The sequence below is a fragment of the Psychroserpens sp. Hel_I_66 genome, from assembly GCF_000799465.1.
GTDB lineage: Bacteria > Bacteroidota > Bacteroidia > Flavobacteriales > Flavobacteriaceae > Psychroserpens.
The window spans coordinates 2,812,444-2,835,432 of sequence record NZ_JUGU01000001.1 but is presented as its reverse complement, the minus strand read 5'-3'; the positions used below and the strand labels follow the sequence as shown (position 1 = coordinate 2,835,432).

The 22,989-nt window shown below is 35.1% G+C and carries 17 protein-coding genes; 8 read left to right on the top strand and 9 right to left on the bottom strand.

All coding sequences use genetic code 11. The annotated features are described in order from the left end of the window. Nucleotides 1-27 precede the first annotated feature (27 nt). Complete coding sequence (locus GQ40_RS12545) at nucleotides 28-3,423, bottom strand: T9SS C-terminal target domain-containing protein (RefSeq protein ID WP_047548933.1); 3,396 nt, start codon at nucleotides 3,421-3,423, stop codon at nucleotides 28-30. A 93-nt stretch (nucleotides 3,424-3,516) separates the two neighbouring features. Between GQ40_RS12545 and rsmI the strand changes: the two genes are divergently transcribed. The 3 genes from rsmI (at nucleotide 3,517) to GQ40_RS12530 (ending at nucleotide 6,202) form a co-directional block, all read left to right on the top strand. Next, the gene (gene rsmI / locus GQ40_RS12540) at nucleotides 3,517-4,188 is read left to right on the top strand and encodes a 16S rRNA (cytidine(1402)-2'-O)-methyltransferase (RefSeq protein WP_047548930.1); all 672 of its coding nucleotides are present in this window, start codon (nucleotides 3,517-3,519) and stop codon (nucleotides 4,186-4,188) included. Between the two features lie 81 nt (nucleotides 4,189-4,269). Then, nucleotides 4,270-5,631 carry a dihydrolipoyl dehydrogenase family protein gene (locus GQ40_RS12535; RefSeq protein ID WP_047548928.1) on the top strand — a complete coding sequence of 454 codons (1,362 nt, stop codon included), beginning with the start codon at nucleotides 4,270-4,272 and terminating at the stop codon, nucleotides 5,629-5,631. Nucleotide 5,632: 1 nt separating this feature from the next. Further along, entirely contained in the window at nucleotides 5,633-6,202 is a 570-nt protein-coding gene (locus GQ40_RS12530; RefSeq protein ID WP_047548925.1) for a uracil-DNA glycosylase family protein, read from the top strand. Nucleotides 6,203-6,257: 55 nt separating this feature from the next. Here GQ40_RS12530 and GQ40_RS12525 read toward each other — a convergent pair whose 3' ends face one another. The 4 genes from GQ40_RS12525 to GQ40_RS12510 form a co-directional block, all read right to left on the bottom strand. Then, nucleotides 6,258-10,841: a TonB-dependent receptor plug domain-containing protein gene (locus GQ40_RS12525; protein ID WP_156115583.1), complete on the bottom strand. Its 4,584-nt coding sequence runs from the start codon at nucleotides 10,839-10,841 to the stop codon at nucleotides 6,258-6,260. Nucleotides 10,842-10,845: 4 nt separating this feature from the next. Further along, nucleotides 10,846-13,671 (bottom strand): carboxypeptidase-like regulatory domain-containing protein, encoded by a 2,826-nt coding sequence (locus GQ40_RS12520; protein WP_047548918.1) that lies wholly within the window; start codon nucleotides 13,669-13,671, stop codon nucleotides 10,846-10,848. 154 nt (nucleotides 13,672-13,825) lie between these two features. Next, the gene (locus tag GQ40_RS12515; protein ID WP_047548915.1) at nucleotides 13,826-14,338 is read right to left on the bottom strand and encodes a hypothetical protein; all 513 of its coding nucleotides are present in this window, start codon (nucleotides 14,336-14,338) and stop codon (nucleotides 13,826-13,828) included. Between the two features lie 2 nt (nucleotides 14,339-14,340). Beyond that, a complete protein-coding gene (locus GQ40_RS12510) occupies nucleotides 14,341-14,943 on the bottom strand; it encodes a carboxymuconolactone decarboxylase family protein (protein WP_047548912.1) in 603 nt (200 codons plus the stop codon). A 57-nt stretch (nucleotides 14,944-15,000) separates the two neighbouring features. Here GQ40_RS12510 and GQ40_RS12505 point away from each other — a divergent pair, with 57 nt between their 5' ends. The 4 genes from GQ40_RS12505 to GQ40_RS12490 are packed head-to-tail and all read left to right on the top strand — an operon-like array spanning nucleotide 15,001 to nucleotide 18,973. Further along, nucleotides 15,001-15,420 carry an OsmC family protein gene (locus GQ40_RS12505; RefSeq protein WP_047548909.1) on the top strand — a complete coding sequence of 140 codons (420 nt, stop codon included), beginning with the start codon at nucleotides 15,001-15,003 and terminating at the stop codon, nucleotides 15,418-15,420. 8 nt (nucleotides 15,421-15,428) lie between these two features. Beyond that, the gene (locus tag GQ40_RS12500; protein WP_047548905.1) at nucleotides 15,429-15,971 is read left to right on the top strand and encodes a DinB family protein; all 543 of its coding nucleotides are present in this window, start codon (nucleotides 15,429-15,431) and stop codon (nucleotides 15,969-15,971) included. Nucleotides 15,972-15,991: 20 nt separating this feature from the next. After that, a complete protein-coding gene (gene recJ / locus GQ40_RS12495) occupies nucleotides 15,992-17,680 on the top strand; it encodes a single-stranded-DNA-specific exonuclease RecJ (RefSeq protein ID WP_047548902.1) in 1,689 nt (562 codons plus the stop codon). Between the two features lie 3 nt (nucleotides 17,681-17,683). Further along, entirely contained in the window at nucleotides 17,684-18,973 is a 1,290-nt protein-coding gene (locus GQ40_RS12490) for an MFS transporter (protein WP_047548899.1), read from the top strand. Between the two features lies 1 nt (nucleotide 18,974). On the opposite strand, the gene GQ40_RS12485 is transcribed toward GQ40_RS12490, so the two are convergent. Further along, on the bottom strand, nucleotides 18,975-19,730 hold the full coding sequence (locus GQ40_RS12485) for a UDP-2,3-diacylglucosamine diphosphatase (RefSeq protein WP_047551925.1): 756 nt from the start codon (nucleotides 19,728-19,730) through the stop codon (nucleotides 18,975-18,977). A 10-nt stretch (nucleotides 19,731-19,740) separates the two neighbouring features. Beyond that, nucleotides 19,741-20,193: a 6-pyruvoyl trahydropterin synthase family protein gene (locus tag GQ40_RS12480; protein WP_047548896.1), complete on the bottom strand. Its 453-nt coding sequence runs from the start codon at nucleotides 20,191-20,193 to the stop codon at nucleotides 19,741-19,743. A 112-nt stretch (nucleotides 20,194-20,305) separates the two neighbouring features. Between GQ40_RS12480 and GQ40_RS12475 the strand changes: the two genes are divergently transcribed. After that, nucleotides 20,306-20,962 (top strand): 2OG-Fe(II) oxygenase, encoded by a 657-nt coding sequence (locus tag GQ40_RS12475; protein WP_231565573.1) that lies wholly within the window; start codon nucleotides 20,306-20,308, stop codon nucleotides 20,960-20,962. Between the two features lie 144 nt (nucleotides 20,963-21,106). On the opposite strand, the gene GQ40_RS12470 is transcribed toward GQ40_RS12475, so the two are convergent. Both GQ40_RS12470 and GQ40_RS12465 read right to left on the bottom strand, forming a co-directional pair. Next, complete coding sequence (locus tag GQ40_RS12470) at nucleotides 21,107-22,441, bottom strand: MATE family efflux transporter (protein WP_047548893.1); 1,335 nt, start codon at nucleotides 22,439-22,441, stop codon at nucleotides 21,107-21,109. Then, a complete protein-coding gene (locus tag GQ40_RS12465; protein WP_047548890.1) occupies nucleotides 22,438-22,938 on the bottom strand; it encodes a GNAT family N-acetyltransferase in 501 nt (166 codons plus the stop codon). Before GQ40_RS12465 ends, GQ40_RS12470 begins: the two co-directional genes overlap by 4 nt. Nucleotides 22,939-22,989: the final 51 nt, after the last annotated feature.

Sequence of the window (22,989 nt, the reverse complement as noted above, 5' to 3'; positions counted from 1 at the left end):
TATTCTTTTCTTCGGAAAATTGAATACTCAATAATTCAAGTACACCCAACCAAAAATTGGTTTTTGTCCATTGTTTAAATCTAAAATATAAAAGTAATTACCCACAGGAAGTATCGTTGAAATTTCAGGCAAACCAATATTTGGTCTTCCGTCCCAATCATTTTCATAATTACGTCGCTCATAAATTTGGGTACCATATCTGTTATAGATTTTTATAAGATTATCAACATACTCATCTATGCATTCTATAAAAAATGTGTCATTTAAACCATCTCCATTAGGCGAAAGACCATCAGGGATAAAGAGGCATACATCTACAAAAACTTCTGCGCTATCCATATTATTAGTATCGTCCCTATCTGGTTCATTTACTTGATTAAGTAAAGCGACATTCACCAACTCATTTCCAGATATAATTTGGGCAACTATAGTTAACGTTGCAGATTGATTTGGATCTAAGGTTTCTACAGACCAAATAAAGTTCGTATCGTCAAAAAAACCTTCAGTTGTTGTTGCAGAAATAAAGTTCATACCATTAGGAAACTCGTCTAGTATTTCAATACTAGTGGCCTGAGTGGTTCCCAAATTTGAGATTGTAATTTGAAAAGTAACCTGTTCTCCAATAGAGACTTCTTGAGGATTCACGGTTTTTAAAACCTCAATATCCACATTTGAAGGATCATCTAAAACGGTAAGTGTTGCATTTGTTTGTGAAGTATCAATATTGTTTTGTGCATCAAAATTTGTGGTATCGTTGAGGTAAACTCCGGGAGTATTTGAGGTGACTACTACACTAAAAGAACAAAAAGACACACCTTCGGGAAGCACCAAATTGTCAACACCAACAAAATTATCTCCAGCATTTCCTAAAAAGGTTGTACTACAGCCATTTTGTTCAACCCATTCTGGTGGTGATACCAGCGATATTTCCGAAGGAAAAATATCTGTAAACGAAATATTATTTTGAGATGGACTATTTGGTAAATTTTGAATTGTAAAGGTTAACGTACTTTGCTCGCCTATTGTAATTGTTGTTGGATCATAGCTTTTAGATAGAATTGGAGCCACGATTTGCACATTACTAATAGAGGTATTGGTCTCGGGAGATATTTCCCTATTATCATTTTCATTGGGTGTTGCAACAGCAATATTGTTATAGGCACCTCCAAAACTAGGTGCAGTTACGGGAATTCTAATTCTAATGGTTGAGGCAGCTTCCATGTTATCAATTGTTCCCGTAACTACATTTGAAACAATATCAAGATTGGTAATGCAGGTTGCGCTCCCATTGGTGACTTCACAAGTTGGAGTTCCATTAATCGTAAATACGTCGTTTACAGTATTTTCAAAATCAATATTAATGGCATTTGAGCTTGTTTCACTGTTGGTGATATCAATAATCCAGTCAAAATCTTGGTTGACATTAACTTGCGTAAATTCAGGAAATGTTTGAACAACCAAATCCACACATGGCGCAAAAAAAGTGGCAACTTGTGCCAAATTATCATTAAAATTATTATCTGTATTACTGTTGGCATTTCCAACACTTACTGCATTAAAAACAGGGATAGCGTCAACAGAGCAATCAGTATCCCACAATACTGTTAGTTGAAAAGTAACAGAGCTCATTGCTGGCAAACTCCAATTATCTTCAGGTAAAATTTCCCAAAAAATATCGGGTTCTCCGCTTTGGGGCACGCCATCAAATTCAATACCTATATTGGTATTTTGAATTTCAAGACAATTGGCAGATCCTGTTGTTGAAACACAGTTTACAGAGACTAATGTGCCTGTAAATGGGATTAGTCCAGGACCTGGAATATATTCTTGAAGTTCAATAAACGTATCTACTTCACTTGGATTGGTTACAGTAATTTCATAAGTAATTTCCCCCAATTGAGTTGGATTATCTTCTGAGCCACCATTAGGTAGTTCTGGACTAATTTGTGTTTTTGTGACATTTAAATTCACAACTTCACATGCAGAGGTTGGTGGTAATAACACATAATCATTTTGTGCACTATTTGCTAAATTGGAGTCTAGAATATCTGCCTCCAAAACATTTGTGCCACTTCTAATAAGTGCTTGATTATTATCTGTATTTATAGAACATTCGGGTTCAAGAAATCTGGCTATAGTTCTAATTGTTACCGTCGCGTCAACAGGCATTACAAATGCATCACTTACCCAAAAAATATCATTAATGGTAATATTTACATCGTCACATAAAATGGTTCCCGTTGTTCCAATACATTCAGCACTAAGGATTTCCCACTCAATGGATGGAGCTAAATTTTGAAGAAAGAAAGCAATATTTGCGTCTAAAGGTCCATTATTACATACTGTAGTCTCAAATGTTACCTCTTGGTTCCAATCCACAATTATAGTTGGATCGGGATCAATTTGAATGGTGTCAATACAAATGTCTGTAGTTTGGCAAAGTTCAGATTCTAAAAGATTAGTAACGATTGGACTTGAAAGACTATTTCCAGAGTTAATATGATTTATCCCTATCTCTACTCTGCTTTGTACATTTATTGGATTTAATTCTATAGCACAGGAAGGATCTAAATATTGATAAACGATTTCATAGGTTACAGCTCCACCAGCAGTATACACATGAGGTGTTGTAAAATTGAATATATCTACAGTTGCGCTAACCAATACAGGTGAACCAGAAATGCCATCAACATTTGGACATTCTGTACCGTTAGTTGCTTCAATGCATTCTACTGAAATTAGTTGAACATTTGGTCGACCAAAATTTAGAGACGTTAATAAGTTCAATTTGGTTTTCATGAATTCCACAGGAAAATCAATCTCACTATTATTGGTTATTGTAAATCTGTAAGTAACGGGAGAATTCCAAGAAGGAATTGGTGTACCAGCTGCAGGTGAAATTTGCGAATGGGTGACCGAAAAGTTGATATCAACATCAATAACATCAATTGAAATTAGGGATTGGTTATTACTTGTGTTCGTGTCTGTAGTTCCGTCAGGTGGAGAGATAATCGCATTTATTGCAATACCACCAACGGTTGAAGGTGCAGTGACTTCAATCTTAATTTCTACACTTGAGTCTGAGGGTAAACTGTTGACCGAACCCGTTAAAACATTAGATGCAGACAAATTAAAACCGCCAGCATCAGAGGCTCCACCTATATTATTTTGTGATGTGATACTCGTTAAGGCAAGGTTTTGTAAATCTTCATCCATTGTGATTTGAAATGTGGCATTGTTAACCGCATTACCAGAATTAATGATGGTCACTATATATTGAAAATCCTCAAAAATCTCTACTTGAGAAACATCCGTCCCACCTAGGCTTTGTGCTTGTGCCACAATTGATACATCTGTAGATTGTGCCTGTATTTGGAAACAAAGAATGAAGAAAAATAGAAAGCGGACTAATTTTACATTCATAGTGGTTTAGTTTTTTACAAGATGCCAGATATTGTTATTGGTTGCGTCAAAATATACGAAAACATTGTAAATTTGAAATGAAATTTCTTAAAAATGAGCAAACTATATATAGTTCCGACACCTATCGGAAATTTAAAAGACATGACATTTCGTGCTGTTGAAGTGTTAAAGGACGTCGATTTGATTTTAGCCGAAGATACTCGCACCTCCGGAAAATTATTGAAACATTACGAAATTGGAACACAAATGCAAAGCCACCACATGCACAATGAGCATAAAATGGTCGATAATTTGGTTCAAAAAATAAAAAGCGGAATGTCCATCGCACTCATAAGTGATGCAGGAACTCCTGCCATTTCCGATCCTGGATTTTTGTTGACTCGAGCCTGTGTAGAACATGATATTGAAGTAGATTGTTTGCCTGGAGCTACAGCTTTTGTTCCTGCACTGGTAAATTCTGGATTGCCAAATGATAAGTTTGTGTTTGAGGGATTTCTTCCGGTAAAAAAAGGAAGACAGACTCGTTTATTGCTGCTTTCCGAAGAAACAAGAACTATTATTTTTTATGAAAGTCCTCATAAGTTAATAAAGACACTTACTCATTTTTGTGAGTATTTTGGGGAGGAACGTCCAGTATCGGTATCGCGAGAACTTACTAAGCTATACGAAGAAACCATAAGAGGAACTGCAAAACAAGTATTAGAACATTACACCAATAAACCACCAAAAGGTGAGATTGTAGTTATTGTTGGAGGTAAGAAATAATAGTGTTTGAGCTAACTTTTAACTTTTTAAAAGTATCATACTAGTGTCAATTTGAGTAATTTTCTATTCTTAAATAAAATTATGGAAACGACACATTACGATGTATTTGTTATTGGAAGTGGTATTGCTGGACAAACTGTTGCAAAAGCCTGTATTGAAAAAGGTTTAAAAGTTGCGATTACAGATAAAAGAGAATTTGGAGGTACCTGTGCAATACGAGGTTGCGATCCCAAAAAAATAATGATGCAATTTGCAGATCTTTTGCAGCACACCAAACAACTTAAGGATTTAGGGGTTAAGAAAGTTCCAAAGATTAAGTGGAAAGCGGTGCAAAAATTCAAATCTTCATTTACAAATCCAGTTCCAAAATCTACTGAGAAGAATCTTTCAGAATTAGGAATTGATCTTTACCATCAATCTCCAAAATTTATTAGTGAAACAGAGATTATGGTTGAGGGCAAGAAAATTTCCGCAGATAAATTTGTCATCGCTACAGGTTATGTGCCCCGAACCTTAGAATTTGAAGGTGCAGAGTTTTTAAAGACAAGTGATGATATTTTGAACTTGAAAAAAATCCCAAAATCTGCAACGTTTATAGGTTCGGGATATGTTGGGATGGAGTTTGCTTACATGCTGTCCACAATGGGCTGCAAGGTCACGATATTAGAAGTTGGAGCTGAGGCTCTATCTCAGTTTGATTCGTTTTTGGTGGAAAAAGTTGTAAAAAGCCTAAAGCAAAATGGTGTAAAATTCAAGTTTAATGCCGAGACGATTTCAGTAAAAAAATTAAAGAAAAACCGTCGTATCACTTATAAACACAAGGGTAAAACTAAAACCATTAAATCGAGAATGGTGATTAATACATCTGGTCGCGTGCCTGCTATTGATTTATTAGACTTAGAAAAAGCGAATGTTACCGCAGATGGAGGCGGAGTTAAGGTCAACGATTTTTTACAGAGCACGAGCAATGAAAACGTATATGCCTGCGGTGATGTTTCTAGCAAATCACTGCCATTGACGCCACTTTCTGGATTGCAAGGTTATATTGTTGGTCTTAATATTTGCTTCGGAAACAAGAAAAAATTTGAAGATCCTCTAGTGCCTTCTATTGTATTTACTCACCCTAATTTATCAATGGTTGGTTACTCTGAAGAAGAGGCTAAAAACCGATACAAAAACATAAAGATTTTTAAAGGTGACGCTTCAAACTGGTACAATGCTGAAAAGGAAAATGCAGATGCCTATGCTTTTAAAATTATAGCCAACGAGCGTACCAATGAAATTGTGGGTGCACATTTGTTAAGTTCTCAAGCCAATGAAACGATAAATATCCTTGCCACTGCAATGAATAATAATATGACGGTTGATGCTTTTAAAAAAATGATTTTCACGTATCCATCATACACCAATGACTTAAAGAGCATGTTGAAAAACGACGATTAACATGCAGGATTTACTCCACGATATTAGACAGTGCAGCATTTGTGAACCACATTTACCTTTAGGTGCAAAACCTATTGTAGAAGCACATAAAGATTCAAAAATTGTTTTGCTAAGTCAAGCTCCAGGAAGAGTAGCCCACCAAAAAGGAATGGCATGGGACGATGCCAGCGGTAAGCGACTAAGGGATTGGTTGGGAGTAGATGAAGACACCTTTTATAATCCCAATAATTTCGCCATTATGCCCATGGGTTTCTGTTATCCCGGAAAAGGAAAAGGTGGAGATTTACCACCAAGACCAGAATGTGCTCCGACTTGGCACGATTTACTTTGGAAAGAACTTAAAAGCGTGGAATTGATAATTCTAATTGGAGCATATGCCCAAAAACAATACTTAAAAAAAGAGGCAAAACGCACATTAACCGAAACGGTTGCTAATTATGAATCTTATTTGCCTAAATATTTCCCATTACCGCATCCAAGTCCTAGAAATCGGTTTTGGCTGACTAAGAATCCCTGGTTTGAGGAGGAGGTTTTGGGAGAGTTGAAAATGAAAGTGAATACTGTTATTTAAAAAACCTCTCCATTTCTGAAGAGGTTCTCAAACAACAATTAAAATCAACCAACCATTAATTTAAAATTTCAACGGTATTTCCTTTGATCCATGTTTTGAATTCATCACCGTAATAGGGGTAAACAGTGCTGGCAGGAGCTTGGTACTTTCCAGCGATATCAGCTTTAAGATCTAATCGAATTGTCTTAATTTCTTTCGGGTTAAATGATCGCCAATAAAAAACCAGATAATTATCAAAAATCTCGTAATACGCTACTTTCTCTTCTTCCAAAATAGCTTTTAATTGCCATGGTTGTGCGGTCGTTCCAGATGGCAACCCAATTATTGAAGTCACCATTCCCAACGATTCGTTTTTTAAATTTTTGACATCAATCGTCATACTCACATTATCACCAACATTAAATGATTGATTTGCAACACTGGTTTTTAAATCCAGAAATGGAGTGGTCGAAGAATCGGGCACATAACTGTCCCAACCAATCGCCATAGTATAAGGAAACGTTGATTTTTCATTATTAAATCTAACCACAACGTTTTGCTTGCCTTGTTTTAAATATGCACCCAAACCGTCAACAGTAATTTTACCATTAGCACTGATTTGTAATTTTGAATTTAATGACTTCCCGTTAATTACGATTTCTACGGAATCATTTTCATTGATCACCTTTTGTTTCTGTTGCTTTGTATAAGTAATCAAAGCCTTTAAAGCCATTGCTGTAGATTGTGTAGAGCCAAATCTATTATGTTGTCTTTGGCCTACTAAATACTCAATGCCTTTTGCAATAAGAGCGTCATCTGGATTTTTTTCTCGCATCAATGCTAGTAATGTAAACGCTGTAGTTTCTAAGTTTTTAGCATTTCCGTAAGATTTTGTGATGGTTTCTTCAACTGGTAATTTGTCGAAATCATATGTAGAGATATTCTTTTTAATTTCAGAAAGTAATACTGCTGCATTTTCGGTCTCTTCTAAATTATAACTTGCCAATGCCATCATGGCCATTTTATAGGTATCCTTACTTTTTAAAGCATCTTTAAAAGCAGTTTGGTACTCAAAACTAACGTTGGCATCAACTCCAGATTCGGAAATCGCATACACGATATAAGCGTTGGCAACATCAATGGTAGAACTTCTAAAACTATCATAGCCTTTTTCGCTTTTTTTGAAACCACCATTTCCATCTTTTCTGCTCATGAGCCACTTCACGGTTCTATCGATCATTTTTTGATCGACGCCATCAAAAACAGATTTCATTTCTGTAAATTCCAAAACGCCATAAGCAGTTAAGGTTTCGTGAGGAGGCGTTTTTCCAAACCATTCAAATCCATTTTCTCTGGTTTCAAAACTAATAAGTCTTTTATACCCTCTTTCAATAAAATCTAATGCCTTAGCTTCAATTTCTTGATTGCTTTTTCCAGATTCTTTAAGATATTGAAGCACCATAATATTTGGGTAGGTTGACGATGAGGTTTGCTCAAAACAACCGTAAGGTTCTCTAATAAGTGCATCAATTCCATCCATCACATCGCCAATAACATCTGTGTATAAATTGAATTCTGCTTGAAGACTTCCAGGTACAACACTGTTAATATCAAACTTAAAAGCTTTTGAGCTTGATCCAGAAATTGATGTTGCTGTTGGAAAATACGGACTCAAAATTGTGACTTCTTTTTTGACAATATCACTGTGCTTTTTTGATTTTACTGAAATATATATCGTGGTATTTTTAACCGTTTTAACTGGGATCACAGCAACATTTTTCAATACGGAACTATTAGCAGCAATGCTTACTTTCTTTTCATAATCGTTAGCAAATTTTAAATGTTCTGGTAACGAGATATTCAAATCTGCTTCGATAGGGTTTTCTGTGTTATTTATGATTGTTATTGGTAAAATGACTTCATCTTCAAGAGCCATATAGTTTGGTGCCTTGAAATCTACATTCAATAATTTTTTGGTAGCGTAGGTCTTTTCTATTCTGCCAAGTTTCCCGTTATAGCTTATACCTTCCGCAGTAATTTTAAAAGAGGTGATGGCATCACTGTTGTAAAATTCTAATTCTGCTTTTCCATTTTCATCGGTTTGAACAACAGGGTTCCAATAGATGGTTTCTCTAAAATCTGTTCGCTCCTCAGGTACATCTTTAGATTCATATTTTGGGATATAAAACTGTTTGGGTTGATCAATTCCGATAGGTTTGTAAAAAGTGAATTGTTCAACAGCATAGTTCTTGTATTTTCTGTTATTGAGTTTTTTCTTCCCGTAGTTATTAATATAATAACCATTGTTTGTTGAGATAACAATAACACCTCCAGCAGCTCGATTACCATAAACTGCTGTGGCAGCTGCATCTTTGAGAACAGTCATGGATTTGATATTTGAAGAACTCAAGTTTCTAAAATTACTTTGATCAACAGGAACACCATCAACAATAAACAAGGGCTCAACATCACCAGAAAGACTATTTCTACCTCTAATAAGAATCGTCGCACTCTGTCCAGGTTGCCCAGAGCCAGTAGATACATTTACACCTGCTGCCTGACCTTGCAATAACTGGTCAATAGAATTTGTTGGAACAGAAATAATACTTTCACTACTAACTGTTGCTACAGCACTTGTGATTTTACTGCTGTTGGTTGCTCCAGCGTAACCTGTTATGACAACTTCATCTAAAGCCGATTGATCTTCATCCATAGCGATTGACGCCACTGCTTGCTGCTCATTTGTAATTGCCCTAGGGGATTTGTCTTTAGTTTTAAAGGTCTCAACTTTTTTGGTGTTCATTTCATTTTCAACCAATTTTTGATTAGCAATTTGATTTCTGTTGAGTTCAAATTTTTTGATGGTTACCGGTGTTTTGTCATCGCGGTAAGCCAATAAAACCAGAGAACGATTATCGCCAAGTTTGAAGGAATATGAGCCATCATCCTTTGTGTCAAAAACCAGTATTTTATTGCCAAATTGATCCAATAAAAGTAAATGTGCAGTAGTAGGATTTCCTTTTTTATCTACAATAAAACCAGATTGTGTGGCATGTTGCTCTGGTAAAAAAGAGGTCGTTTCAATGTTAGCTTTTGCTTCATCTCTGTGATTTCTCCAACCATGGGTGAGCATAAGATAATCCAAAGCCTCTGTAGATTTTTCTTCATTTGGATTAAAATAAAAACTCGGTTCATGGATTTTTCCTTTTAATTCTGAAGACAATAATAAGTAAGATAAAATATGATCTTGTTTGTCATCTGCGAAGGACAATAATTTATTGTCTGCAACCGAAATTGACAGATTTGACGGTATGGGGTTTCCGTTAGAATCGCTGGTAGTTATGGTCAAATTTACTTTTTCACGAGTTTGGTAAACGGTTTTTTCCATCTCGATATCAATACACAATTCTTTGTTAGCATTGATAAAAACCAACCGTTCTGCAACGATGTTTCCTTTTGAATTTTTAATACTGAAGGTGGAAATCCCCATCGGAAAATCTTCAGTATCTATACTAATTGGCTTTCTATTTGGTGTCACTTTCTTTTGAAATAAGACAGCTGTTGCATTTGATACTTCTAAAAGTAAAGGCTCATTTTCCGAAGAAAAAAGCTTGAGTTCTGCTTTAGAATTTTGGGTTTTTACAGTAAACCGTGTGCCTTTATTTTCAACTTGTGGCAATCTTACAATTCTAGTAGAAACGAATGGTGTTTTCAATTTGGCGACATACTGTTCTCCTTTTTCTGCGGAAATCGTAACACTTCCCATCCCGTCGTGAAAACTGGAAAAATTAGCAACGATTTGACCTTTTCCATTTACGATATCGCCACTCACATCAACTGGTTTTGCAAACTCATTGATGGCTTTAAAGGCTATTGTGTTTTCTGTGCCAGCGATGAGTTGTCCGCTCTCTGCAAAAAACTGAAGATCGATAGTATCTAAAACTATAGGTACTGCACGTGAAATAGCTTCTGTACTGCCATTGTGCGGTATCAGCACATTGAGCACCACATCTGTAGATTCTAAATCATTGGGTAAAGTAAATGTAGGTTTTGCTTTTCCGTAGGCATCGGTTTTAATGGTTTGAGTCAATAAATGTTCTCCTTTGATGGTGACTTCAAAAGTGATTTCTTTTTCTGTTAACAGATTATTGTTTAAATCTTTAGCTTCGAAATTGGCGATGACATCAGAGCTTTTTCCGTAGCCTTCTTTTTCAAATTCTAATTTTAATAGCAAGTTGGGTTTTACGACTTTTTGTACAGTTATTTGTTTTGTAAAAAAGGAGTCTTCTCCAAAATTTCGCATCCAATTTGTAAACACTTTTAGTGTGTATATGCCACCAACCCAATTAGAATCCACATAAAAATCGCCATACACGTAACCGTCTTTTGCAGCAAGTTTAAGTGAGTTGACCACTGTGCCTCTTGGAGAAATGAGCTGTGCATGCACCACATCACTAATATTAGAAATCGTGTGATCTTGATTTACCAAATACGACTTGAACCAAATCGTTTCGCCAGGAAAATAAAAAGGTCTATCGGTTTGTGTATAGATTTTTTCGACTGGAGCCATCGTCTTTTTGTAAGCTTTAAAAGCAGTAAAAGACAAGGTGGTAACTATTGCAAAAAGCAACAATTTGAGTTTGTTTTTTATAGTATTCATAACGTTATATTTTAATGTTGAGTTTAAAACCAACTTCACTTGTAATTGGCATATTAAAAAAGTTTAAAGATTGACCAGATGGAGAATCATAGAGGTTTCTATAAGGCGATGCGCCTTCAAAAGCAGTCCAGGTGATGAGGTTATTGGCGTAGAGAGTAACATCAATTTCCCTAAAAAACTTATGGTCGTTTTTTCTGTTGATTTTATAGGATAGTGCTATTGATTTTAGATTGATATAACTCCCATCCTCAATAGAATCTTCGTCAACTCCCGAAAATCCGTAGCGCACAAATCTGTTTTGTGAAATATCGTTTTCAGGGTTGTAGAAATCAACAGGAATTGTGTTTTGGGAACCGTCTTGATTGACACCTGCAAAAATGAAATCTGTGATGGTTCTCTCGTTTGCCGATTGTTGTGAGGTGCCCAGATAATTGAGTGTATTTTGTGTTCCGTTCCAAACATCACCACCTTTTTGAAAGTCGAAAACAAAATTGAGATTAAAGTCTTTAAACTTAAGGTTGTTTTCAAAACCCAAATTGAAATCTGGAATAGGATTGCCTATTATTTTTTCTTCGGAAGCCACTATTGGAAATCCATCATCATCGATAATCATATTATTTTGTGCATCTCTTTCATATGCAGATCCAACAATAACACCTGCCTGTTCTCCAGCAATTAGGTTTTTTGATACTGAAGAAAATCCAGCGATTGGGATTATTTCAGCATCATTGTATAGTTTAAGAACTTTGGTTTTGTATGTGGAGAATACAATACTTGGTGAATAGTAAAATTGATAATCTAAATAGACGTTTGTATTTAGATTTAATTCAAAGCCACTGTTGCTAATATTTGCGGTGTTTTGAAGTGAAAACGTGTTATTTTCCAAAACAGGAAAGACAGAACCTTTGGTTTCAGAATTGTAATATGAAGCAGTAAATTCAAAAGATGTATCAAATAAATAATAGTCTAATGTTGCACCTAATTCAAAGTGGCGTTTTTCTTCTAATTGAAGCGTATTACTTAAAAAAAGATCATTATTTGTGGTGTAAGAAAGACTTTGCTCTGGAGTAAATAAAAGACTGTTATGACTTGTATTGTTATAGAATAGTTGGGGTTCTTTCACATCGTAAGATGTTGTCGCAGTTAAGCTGAAAAGATCAAGAAAATTAATATTTAAAAGTTCTTCCACATCAATTTCTAATTCAAGATATGGCAAAAACCACTTGTTATTTTGAATGGAGGAGAGGTATGAATTATTGGCAAGAGTAATTTTAATATGTTCTTTTTTAAAATCCTTTGCCCAAGAATTCAGCAATCTTAGACTCGATCTTGTAAGTGTTGTAGTGTTGGAGTTTTCTGTAGTTGGATTTTGAAATGAAAATGGCGCAAAACCAGAAGCCTCATTGAATGCGTAGTTCATTTTTTCCGAAGAAAAATCAAATTGCGAGACAGCCTCAATGGACGGATTGTATCTCCTGCTTTTAAAATGAAATTTTAATAAAGCATTGAAATCATCATTTTTTATAGATTTTGAAGTTAGATAACCATCTTCAAATCCAGCAGTAGTTGCTATTAAACCGAAATTCTGGGTGTTTTTATTTTGAGTATAACTCAGGTTGCTTTCAATGTTTATTTTCTCTGAAAGATCTATGTCATTTTGAAGGGTTGCAATAAAGAATTGATTGGTATCGCTGTTTTGATTATTGCCAAGTAGCCAATTGGGATTATTAAAATTTGCATTAAAGCGACGAGGAGAGAAATCTTGAAGAACAGTACCTTGATTATTGCTAAACGTTGGAGGTGTTGCCCAAGTATTGAGCAAAACGTTATTTATGAATCCGTTGATATTGGGTTGGTTGTTTTCAAAATCGCCATACTTTACAAAAGCCATCCAGTTAAGATTATTGATGCTTTTACCTTTTCTTTTAAATGAGAAACTTAAATCATTTCCTTGGCTTTGTTCCCTGTTAAAAACATCTTTTAGTGTTGTATTTATGTAATTCAGTTCGATGAGGCTTTTTTCTGAAGACATATTAAAAAACAAATGGTTTGACGTTTTAATAGAAGTGTCTAAAACCGAATTATCATAACGATTTGCCAAATTGCCATTACCTGCTCCCAACGCAACTAATTGACCGTTTAGATCATATTCGTAATTACTGCCATCAAATTCTAAATTGCTAATTTTTGGTCCGTATGAAAACGGATTCCCAGTATCTGCACCTTGAAATGTGAGTTCCCCATTTTGAGATACACCTTGCGCATAGGTAGATTGGAGCTTTGGAAGATTTCTATCCTTAAAATACTGAACTCCAAAAATACTATTAAAGCCAACTTCATAAAAAATACTGGGATCAAAATAGGTAAAGTTTACGGTTTTGTTTTTTACGTCAATATGTTTAATTTTTTGGTACTGATAATCATTTAGTTTATTGTAGGTACGATTGGTTTGTTGTAAATCGGGAATCAATAGTTTAGCACTTGTCTTGTCTTTTATGGCTTTTTTATACGCATCGCTTTCGATGGGTTTAACAGGGATTTCCTCTATAATCGCGTCATGTGTTTGACTTTTAAATAACTGAGGCGTCACTCTCACCTCACGAGATTTCATCCCTACAAAACTGTAAATAAGCGTTTCGCCAACCCAACATTTGATACGGTAATAACCATCAAAATCGGTTTGCACGCCTCTTGTTGTGCCTTTTACAATGACGCTCACGCCTGGTAATGGCAACCCGTCTGTTTGTGATTTTAATGTTCCGGAGACAATGCCTTCTTGTGAATATGCTATTGAAGAGATTAAGAAGATAAAAAGTAGAAATCGAGTCATAGTGTGGTGGTTTGATGACTCAAATCTATAATAGCATTACGATTTTAAAAACCAGTAATGAGTGAACAGGTGTTTTTAATTAGGGAAGTATAAAAAACCTCTATTTTCCGAAGTATGGAAAGAAGAGGTTGATTCAAATTTCGAAACATATTTATTAGCTCTTATTCAAAAATTTATTTCCCTTTTTAAGTTTGCGTTCTTCAAAAGAGTTTACCAACCCATAAATTAAAAATGCAATTCCCACTAGTCTCCAAACAATGCCTTGAAATATTAGTTGAGGGTCAATGGTGTAGAGAAATACATAATACGCCAATAAAAGTGCTAGTGCCAGTGATATAAAAACTAATGGTTGTTTAGGTGAGAGAAACCCAAAAATTATAAATAGTAATCCCAAGATGAAGTAGAACATATAATCAACCATTTCAAAACCTTGATAAATAGCAAGAACTCCATTAAAAACCTGAAATCCTCCTATGATATAAAGAATAAGTCTTACTTTATTCTGAGACGCTTTAGCGTTACCAATTTTAGATTTATTTGCAATTTGTTTTCCAATAAAAATTGATTTTTCTTTTTCAGTTCCAGATATTGGAAACCCACAGTTAGAGCATTCAAATTCTATTTTTGAAATTAATTCTTGGCAATTAGGACAATAAGAATCTTCCATAATTAATATTTAGATCCATCATGCTTACCAACCTCAAAACCATGCTTGCCCAAATATTGGTTTCCGGTTTCTACCGCTCCCTCTTCAATGTCTGTTCCCATAGAATCATTCCAACGGTTGAGATAACCAAACAATGAAATAACTCCAAGCATTTCTACGATTTCTCCTTCATTCCAATGTTTGTATAAACGCTCTTTAATATCTGCATTTACAGCATTTGGTACTTGAGAAGCAGCGAGACTAAAATCTAGTGCAGCACGCTCTGCTTCGCTAAATGCACTGTGTGTTCTGTAATCCCAAATATTATCTAATTGCTCTTGCTCTGCACCATAACGTTCTGCAGCACGAATAGCGTGAGCTTGGCAATAACGACAACCTGTAGCGTTACTAGAAACCCACGCAATCATTCGTTTTAAAGCAGAAGTCACACGACCCTCATTAGCCATTACAGCTTTGTTTAAATTTATAAACGCCTTTGAAATGGCAGGACGACGTTGCATTGTTAATACCGAATTTGGACAAAACCCAAGCGTCTCATTAAAAAAGGTTGCAAGTTCTTTTGTTTCGGGATCATGTTCCGCAGATAAAGGAGTAACTAATGCCATATTTTGTTTTTTTTAGTAGTATTTTTGAGTTAACAATAAACGAAAAATTCTTTAGATATGTCTCATAAAGTCGTCACTCATTGGAAAGGAAATTTACAGTTTGAGTCTGATAATCCTAGTGGTCATCTACTAACTATGGACACCTCACAAGAGCATGGAGGTCACAATTCTGGTTTAAGACCAAAAGCAATGATGTTGTCTTCTTTGGCAGGATGTTCTGGATTGGATGTGGTTTCGATTCTTAAGAAAATGAAGGTGCCATTTTCCGATTTTAGGATTGATACCTATGGCGAATTGACCGACGAACATCCAAAATATTACCATACCGTTTCAGTAGAATATCATTTCTACGGAAATGAGCTAGACCAGAAAAAGATTGAAAAAGCAGTTCATATGTCTATTGATACATATTGTGGTGTTATGGAAATGTTCCGAAGGTTTTCCGAAGTAAAAACATCTATTCATTATCATAATTAATACCTATTATGAAACAATTATTTGTTCTTACAGGTTTCTTGTTTTTTGGTTTGTTTTCATCGTCAATAATGGCTCAAGAAGATCCTTTTATTAAAGACTTTTTAGAACGATTTGAGAATTCACGCAAGTATTTAATTCTTGTTGCCGAAACAATGCCAGAGGATAAATATAACTTTAAAGCTTCTCAAGAATCATTGACATTTGCTGAAAATCTATTGCATATTGGATACGCTGTAGATTGGCATAGTCAATCCTTATTAGGAGGAAGAGAGGCTCGAGATTGGAAAACCGATACTGTATTTAAGACTGATAAAAAGTCTAAAAAAGAAATGATTGTAACCATCAATGACACATTTGAATCTGCAATACAGCTTCTTAAAGAATTTGATCCAAAACAATTGGGCGACGAGCTGGATTATTTTGGATTAAACAGAACAAAACGACAAATTTTCTTATTACTTGCAGATCATATTACACATCACAGAGGGCAAATGTTAGTTTACATGAGACTTAACGGACTTGTGCCACCAAGATATGTGTTGTTTCAATAATTAAAATTCTCTACAAAACTATGCGTTGGACGTTAAAGCCAAAACCAGATTCTAAAACTGTTGAAGATTTGCAAAAGTCGCTTCAGGTAGATGAATCTGTTGCAACTTTACTCGTTCAAAGAGGAATTGAAACTTACGAAGAAGCCAAGCGTTTTTTTAGACCAAGTTTTGAGGATTTGCATGATCCTTTTTTAATGAAAGACATGGATAAAGCAGTCGCAAGAATTGAAGATGCACTACATAACAATGAAAATATTTTAGTCTTTGGAGATTACGATGTAGATGGCACGACCTCTGTAGCATTGATGTCGTCGTATTTGAAAACAAAATCACATAGGATTGCAACCTACATTCCAGATCGCTACGATGAAGGTTACGGGATTTCATACAAAGGCATCGACTTTGCCCAAGACAACGAGTTTTCGTTAATAATAGCATTAGATTGTGGTGTAAAAGCGATTGAAAAAATAAATTATGCTTCGGAAAAAGGCATTGATTTCATCATCTGTGACCATCATAGACCAGGAAGTGAATTGCCAAAAGCGGTTGCTGTATTAGATCCAAAACGAGACGATTGTGACTATCCGTTTAAAGAACTGTGTGGTTGCGGAGTTGGATTTAAACTCGTTCAAGCTTTAGCATCAAAAGATAATAAAACTATTGAAGATTTAGGAGAATACCTCGATTTGGTAGCCACAGCTATTGGAGCAGATATTGTACCCATTGTTGGCGAAAATCGTGCGTTGGCCTATTTCGGTTTACAAATTATAAACACACAACCACGACCAGGAATAAAAGCCATTATAGAACAAGTTAAAAAAGAAGAACTTACTATTACCGATGTTGTTTTTATTGTGGCTCCAAGAATTAATGCTGCAGGCAGAATGAAGCATGGAAATTATGCAGTAACATTATTGACAGAAACCAATGAAGAACTCGCCAAAGAATACGCCAAAGAAATCAATGAGTTTAATTTAGATAGGCGAGAAGCAGATAGAAGAATAACTGAAGAAGCTCTCGTTCAAATTGAGGAAAACAATGAAAAAGATAGATTAACATCTGTAGTTTATCATGAAAATTGGCACAAAGGAGTAATTGGCATTGTGGCTTCAAGATTAACCGAAACCTATTACAGACCAACGCTCGTATTTACAAAAAGCGGTGATAGGTTAGCAGCATCTGCGAGATCTGTAAAAGGATTTGATGTGTATAATGCATTAGAAGCTTGCTCAGAGCATATTGAGCAATTTGGCGGACATAAATACGCAGCAGGATTAACGCTTAAAGAAGAAAATTACGAAGCGTTTAAACAAGCCTTTGAAGACGAGGTTACGAAAACAATTGATAGAAGTTTGCTCACTCCAGAAATACGAGTGGATATGCAAATCGATTTAAAAGATATTACTCCGAAGTTTTATAGAATCATTAGCCAATTTGCACCATTTGGTCCAGGAAATATGACACCAATTTTTATGACCGAAAAGTTAAGAGACACCGGTTATGGTAAGTGTGTTGGAGAAGATGATAAACATTTGCGAATAACAGCTATTCAGGGCAAAGAGAAAGTAGTTTGTATTGGTTTTAACTTAGGTGATAAATGTGATTTGATTACAGATAATAAGCATTTTGATGCAGTATATTCTATTGATGAGAATCATTGGCAGGGCAATACGAGTTTACAATTAAAATTGAGAGATATTAAAGCATAACCAATGGCTAAAAAAGATCCATACGCAGCATTGCGGTATAGGGAATTCAATATTTTTTTAATATTAAGGTTTGCGCTGGTTTTTGGCTGGTCTATGCAATTTATCATAATTGAGTGGCAAGTCTATTCCTTAACAAAAGATCCATGGTCATTAGGGTTAATTGGGCTAATGGAAATTATTCCTGCCTTTACTATGGCATTATTTGCTGGTCATATAGTAGATCAAAAAGAAAAGCGAAATCTACTCGCTATTTGTATCGCAGCATTTTCATTGATAAGTTTTGGGTTGTTTTGGTTAACTTCGGAAGACGTAACACAGAACTGGTCAACACAAAATATTTTATATAGCATTTATGCATTGGTGTTTTTTGGAGGGTTTCTACGTTCGTTTTTTGGGCCCACGATATTTTCTTTGGTTGCGCTCATAGTTCCGAAGAAAATATATCCAAACGCAGCGACTTGGAACAGTTCGACTTGGCAAATGGCTTCGGTATTAGGACCTGCTTTTGCAGGATTTTCTATCCATTGGTTAGGAAAAAACGACCAAATGGGTGTGCATTACTCATTGCTTATAGTATTTGGGCTTGTTTTGTTATCCTTGTTTGTGTTGATGTTTATAAAAAAGAAACCCATTTTAAACCCAAAAATTGGAGAACCTATTATTGAAAGTCTCACAGAAGGTGTGAAATTCGTATTTAAAACAAAAGTCATTTTAGGTGCCATAACTCTGGATATGATTGCGGTTTTATTTGGTGGAGCCATTGCTTTATTGCCTGTATTTGCACAAGATATTTTAAAAGTTGGTAGTGAAGGTTTTGGAGTATTACGAGCAGCTCCTGCTGTTGGTGCTTTTTTGACGATGTTGGTGACTGCCTATATCCCAATTAGTAAAAACGCTGGAATGAAATTATTGGCTGCTATTTTTGGCTTTGGAGTCTGTATTATTGTATTTGGTTTATCATCCATATTTTGGGTTTCGGTAGTGGCATTGTTTTTTAGTGGTGTGACCGATGGTGTGTCAATGGTGATACGTCAAACCATATTACAACTTAAAACTCCAGACCATATGAGAGGTAGAGTGGCATCTGTAAATTCAATGTTTGTTGGGTCGAGTAATGAATTAGGCGCTTTTGAAAGCGGACTCACCGCAAAATTAATGGGAACTGTGACTGCAGTCGTTTTTGGAGGAACCATGACATTAATAACTGTGGTGACTACAGGATTGGTATCGCCTTCATTTAGAAAATTAGATTTGAGAAAGGATATTGAAGAGCATGAGAGGGAGGAACTCTAAACTATTTATAAGTCTTCAGCTCAAATTCTTCACCATCAAAAACACCATAAGTAAAATACTCTATCCAATCACCAAGATTGACGTATTTGGAGTTGTCGTTTAAAGCCACTTCCATAGGTAAATGGCGATGACCGTATATAAAATAATCGCGATGTTGTTTTTCTAATTCCGACTTGCTAAAGAGGATGAGCCATTCTTTGTCTTCACCCAAATAGGTAGCATCGTGTTCTCCAGAAATCAGCTTATTTTTAACAGATAGATATTGCGCAACTTTCATCCCAATATCTGGATGTAACCATTTAAAAAGAAACTTAAAAACTGGGTTTGTAAATACTTTTTTCATGCGTTTATAACCTTTGTCATAAGGTCCTAAACCATCTCCATGCGCAATATAAAATGTTTTATGATTGAAAATAAATTCTTTTGGTTTATGAAATACTGGGATATTGAGTTCTTTTTCAAAGTAACCATTCATCCATAAATCATGATTACCAACAAAGAAGTAAATCGGGATTCCTGAGTCACTAATTTCCGCAAGTTTACCTAATGTTCTTACAAACCCTTTAGGCACTACCGTACCATATTCAAACCAAAAATCGAACAAATCACCCAGTAAAAATATCGCTGCTGCATCTTTTCTAATCTCCTCTAACCAGGCTACAAACTTCTTTTCTCGTGGCAATGACGCTTCGTTTGTTGGAGCACCCAAGTGATTGTCTGACGAAAAGTAGATTTTTTTTCCAGCAGGTATTGTTATGTTATTTGGTCTATTCATTATCTGAAGCAAACCACTGCGCGTAGGAAGTTGCTGTTTCTTGAAGTTTTAAAGAATGTAATTTGATGTTGTTTGGTAAACGTTTTTTGATTTTTTCAGCAAAATCGATGACCATCATCTCACTTGTAGGCTGGTAATCTACCAAAAGCACATTATGGTCTCTTGATGCCAATTCCTTAGCCAATTCTACGTGAGGCGTATTTTTATTAAACACGGTTGCATGATCAAACACATCAACGATATCTTCTTTTACGATTTTTTTGAGATCACTAAAATCAATGACCATACCAAATTTGACGTTCTTATTGTCAGAAATAGGTTTTCCAATCACTGTCACATCCAGTCTATAACTGTGACCATGTACATTTTTACATTTACCATCGTAACCGTAAAGTGCATGGCCAGTTTCAAAAGAAAATTGTTTTGTGATGCGAATGTTGCTCATTTAATTATAGGTTTACAATGCAAAGATATTCATTTTGTAAAAGTAATTGGTTTTTAGATTACATTTGCGCGCTTTTAACGATAGAAGCTCTAATTTTTTTAAAATAAAAGTAATGATAGATGCCATGCCTAATCAACTTTTTGTAGAGATTCCTTTTGTTGAAAATCCAATCTACGAGCAGATTATTCAAGATATTGGATCCCATAAATTCAGTATTATAGATCATTTTTTTTCTTCGGAAACCGTCTCACATTTAAGAAAGTCCCTTTTTGATAAACACGAAGAAGATCGATTTAAAAAGGCTGCCATTGGCAATCGCGTTAATGAATTAATCATTAAATCTATTAGAGGCGATCATATTTTATGGATTGATGAAGCCAAAACAAACCCAGCAGAAGACTTGTTTTTTGATCAAATAAATGATTTAGTAGCTTATTTGAACAGAACTTGTTTTATGGGAATTTTAAACAAAGAATTTCATTACGCGTTGTATCCCAAAGGCACATTCTACAAACGTCACATAGATACGTTTCAAAATGATGACAGACGCAAACTATCGTTTGTTTGTTATTTAAATACTGAAGATTGGAAACCAGAAAATGGAGGAGAGCTCGTTTTGTATCTTGACGACAACGGTGTCGAAACCGAAAAAATAATTTATCCGTTCCCTGGACGCATTGTTGTTTTTGAAAGCCAAATTATAGAGCACGAAGTTAAACCCGTAGAAACTGAGCGTTTAAGTATTACAGGTTGGTTTAAAACGAGGTAACTAACGTCTTTTGTTTCGGTTATAGAAATATACAATAACAAGGACGATTCCTAAAATTAAAAAGAGTCCGCTACCACTAATAAAAGACATGAAATCCATAAGCTAATTTTTAGATTTTTTTTAAAAAGAAATTAAAGATCAAAGTTACGCCTTTTGTGAAAGTGACAAAAATAGTTGTCTAAATTTTATGATCAAGGGGAAGCCTCTTGCAATAATCCAAAAAGTCAAGGCAATAAATACCGCATATAATTTTAGGTCCAAGCTGTCTAATAAAAATAAAATTGGGATAAATACGAGTCCGGTTGAAAGCAACAATAAATTTCTAAGAAACTTCATTTTACCCATGCCTTTAAACATCCCATCAAAAATAAAAGCTAATGCACAAAGTGGTTGCATTGCTAAAACAATCCAAAATATAATATAAAACTGTTCTAAAACTTCTGGGTCTTGAGTAAATACAGAGCCCACAAAGTTATAAGCAAGAAGTCCTAAAACGGTTAGGATGATGCCCACTCCAATTCCGCATTTAATGAGAAAATTACTTAGTTCAATGAGCTTTTCATATTGCTTTGCACCTAAGAATTTTCCGGAGAGAATATTACCAGCACTAGCATAACCATCAATAATAAAAGCACCCAAAAACCAAAGATTAATGGCAATGGTATAAGCTGCAATGTAGGCTGTACCATACGATGTTGCAAACCGGGTTGCAAAGTAGAGAGTTGCGTTTAATGCCAAAGTGCGCACAAAAAGATTGAGAACCATCAAACTAAAGTTTATAATTTCTTTATTAAACGGAAATGAAACTCGTAAAGAGATATCTGTTTTTTTGAGTAAATAATAAGCAGAGCAAAGTGCCATCACAATTTGAGCAATCACACTAGCATAGGCAGCTCCTTTGATATGCATGGGGTTTATAAAACCATCAATACCATAAACAAAAGCAAAGTCTAATATTATATTTACAATAGTACCAATAATGGCAATGATCATTGGGTAAAATGTATTTTGAAGCCCTCTAAATGTCCCAAATATGGCGATTGTGAACAGCGTAAAAGGAAACCCGAAGACTCTAATTTGGTAATATTCTGTACTGTAATCTAGTATTAAGCCCGATGCATTGTAGAGTTTAAAAATTTCCGAAGAAAAAGGTAATGTGAACACAATGATTAAAAGGCTAATAGATGTAATTATAAAAATAGCTTGGGCAGGAAGATTTTTTACAGCATCTAATTTATTAGCACCTAAATGTTGCGATACAATTGATGAAATGGCGCTTCTGGTTTGTCCTAAAACCCAAATTAGCATTGAAATAAACGTTCCAACGATGCCAACAGCAGCTAGAGATTCTGCTGCGTTGTAATCTACATTTCCAATTATTGCAGTATCGGTTAAAGATAATATAGGCTCTGCCACTCCCGAAATTAATGCAGGAATAGCCAATTTATTTATATTTTTTAAGGTGATATCTGTTTTCAAAGTACTAACTCATAACAGTGAAATGGATATTTACTTTGCTTCGGAAAAAATATATCTCCCAATTTTTTATAACCTCTTTGCTCATAGAATTTTTGGTTTCTTTGGTTTTGGGAAAACGTGTCTAATCTTATGGAATTTTTATGGTTTTTACGAGCGTGAATTTCCGCATAAGCCATTAAATCCTGGGCATATCCTTTGCCCTGATATTGTGGATGGACTGCCAATCTATGGATATACATATTATGTTCATTTGGTGTGAGCCATTGTATTGGTATATACTCATCGTCCATGTGAGTGGAAATAACAATGCAGCCAATTACGGTATCGTTATTTTGGAGCACGTAGAGTTCGTCTCTTTCCAAATCATTTTCGAAAGCTTCTTTGCTGGGATAATGTTCGTTCCACTGAAAAATACCTTTAGAAACCATATGTTTTGCACATGCTCTTGTGATTTTTAAAATTGCTTCAAGATCTTTGGATGTTGCTTTACATATCATTATAATAGTTACCTTTGCGAAATATTTACACAAAGTTACTTTTAAATATTT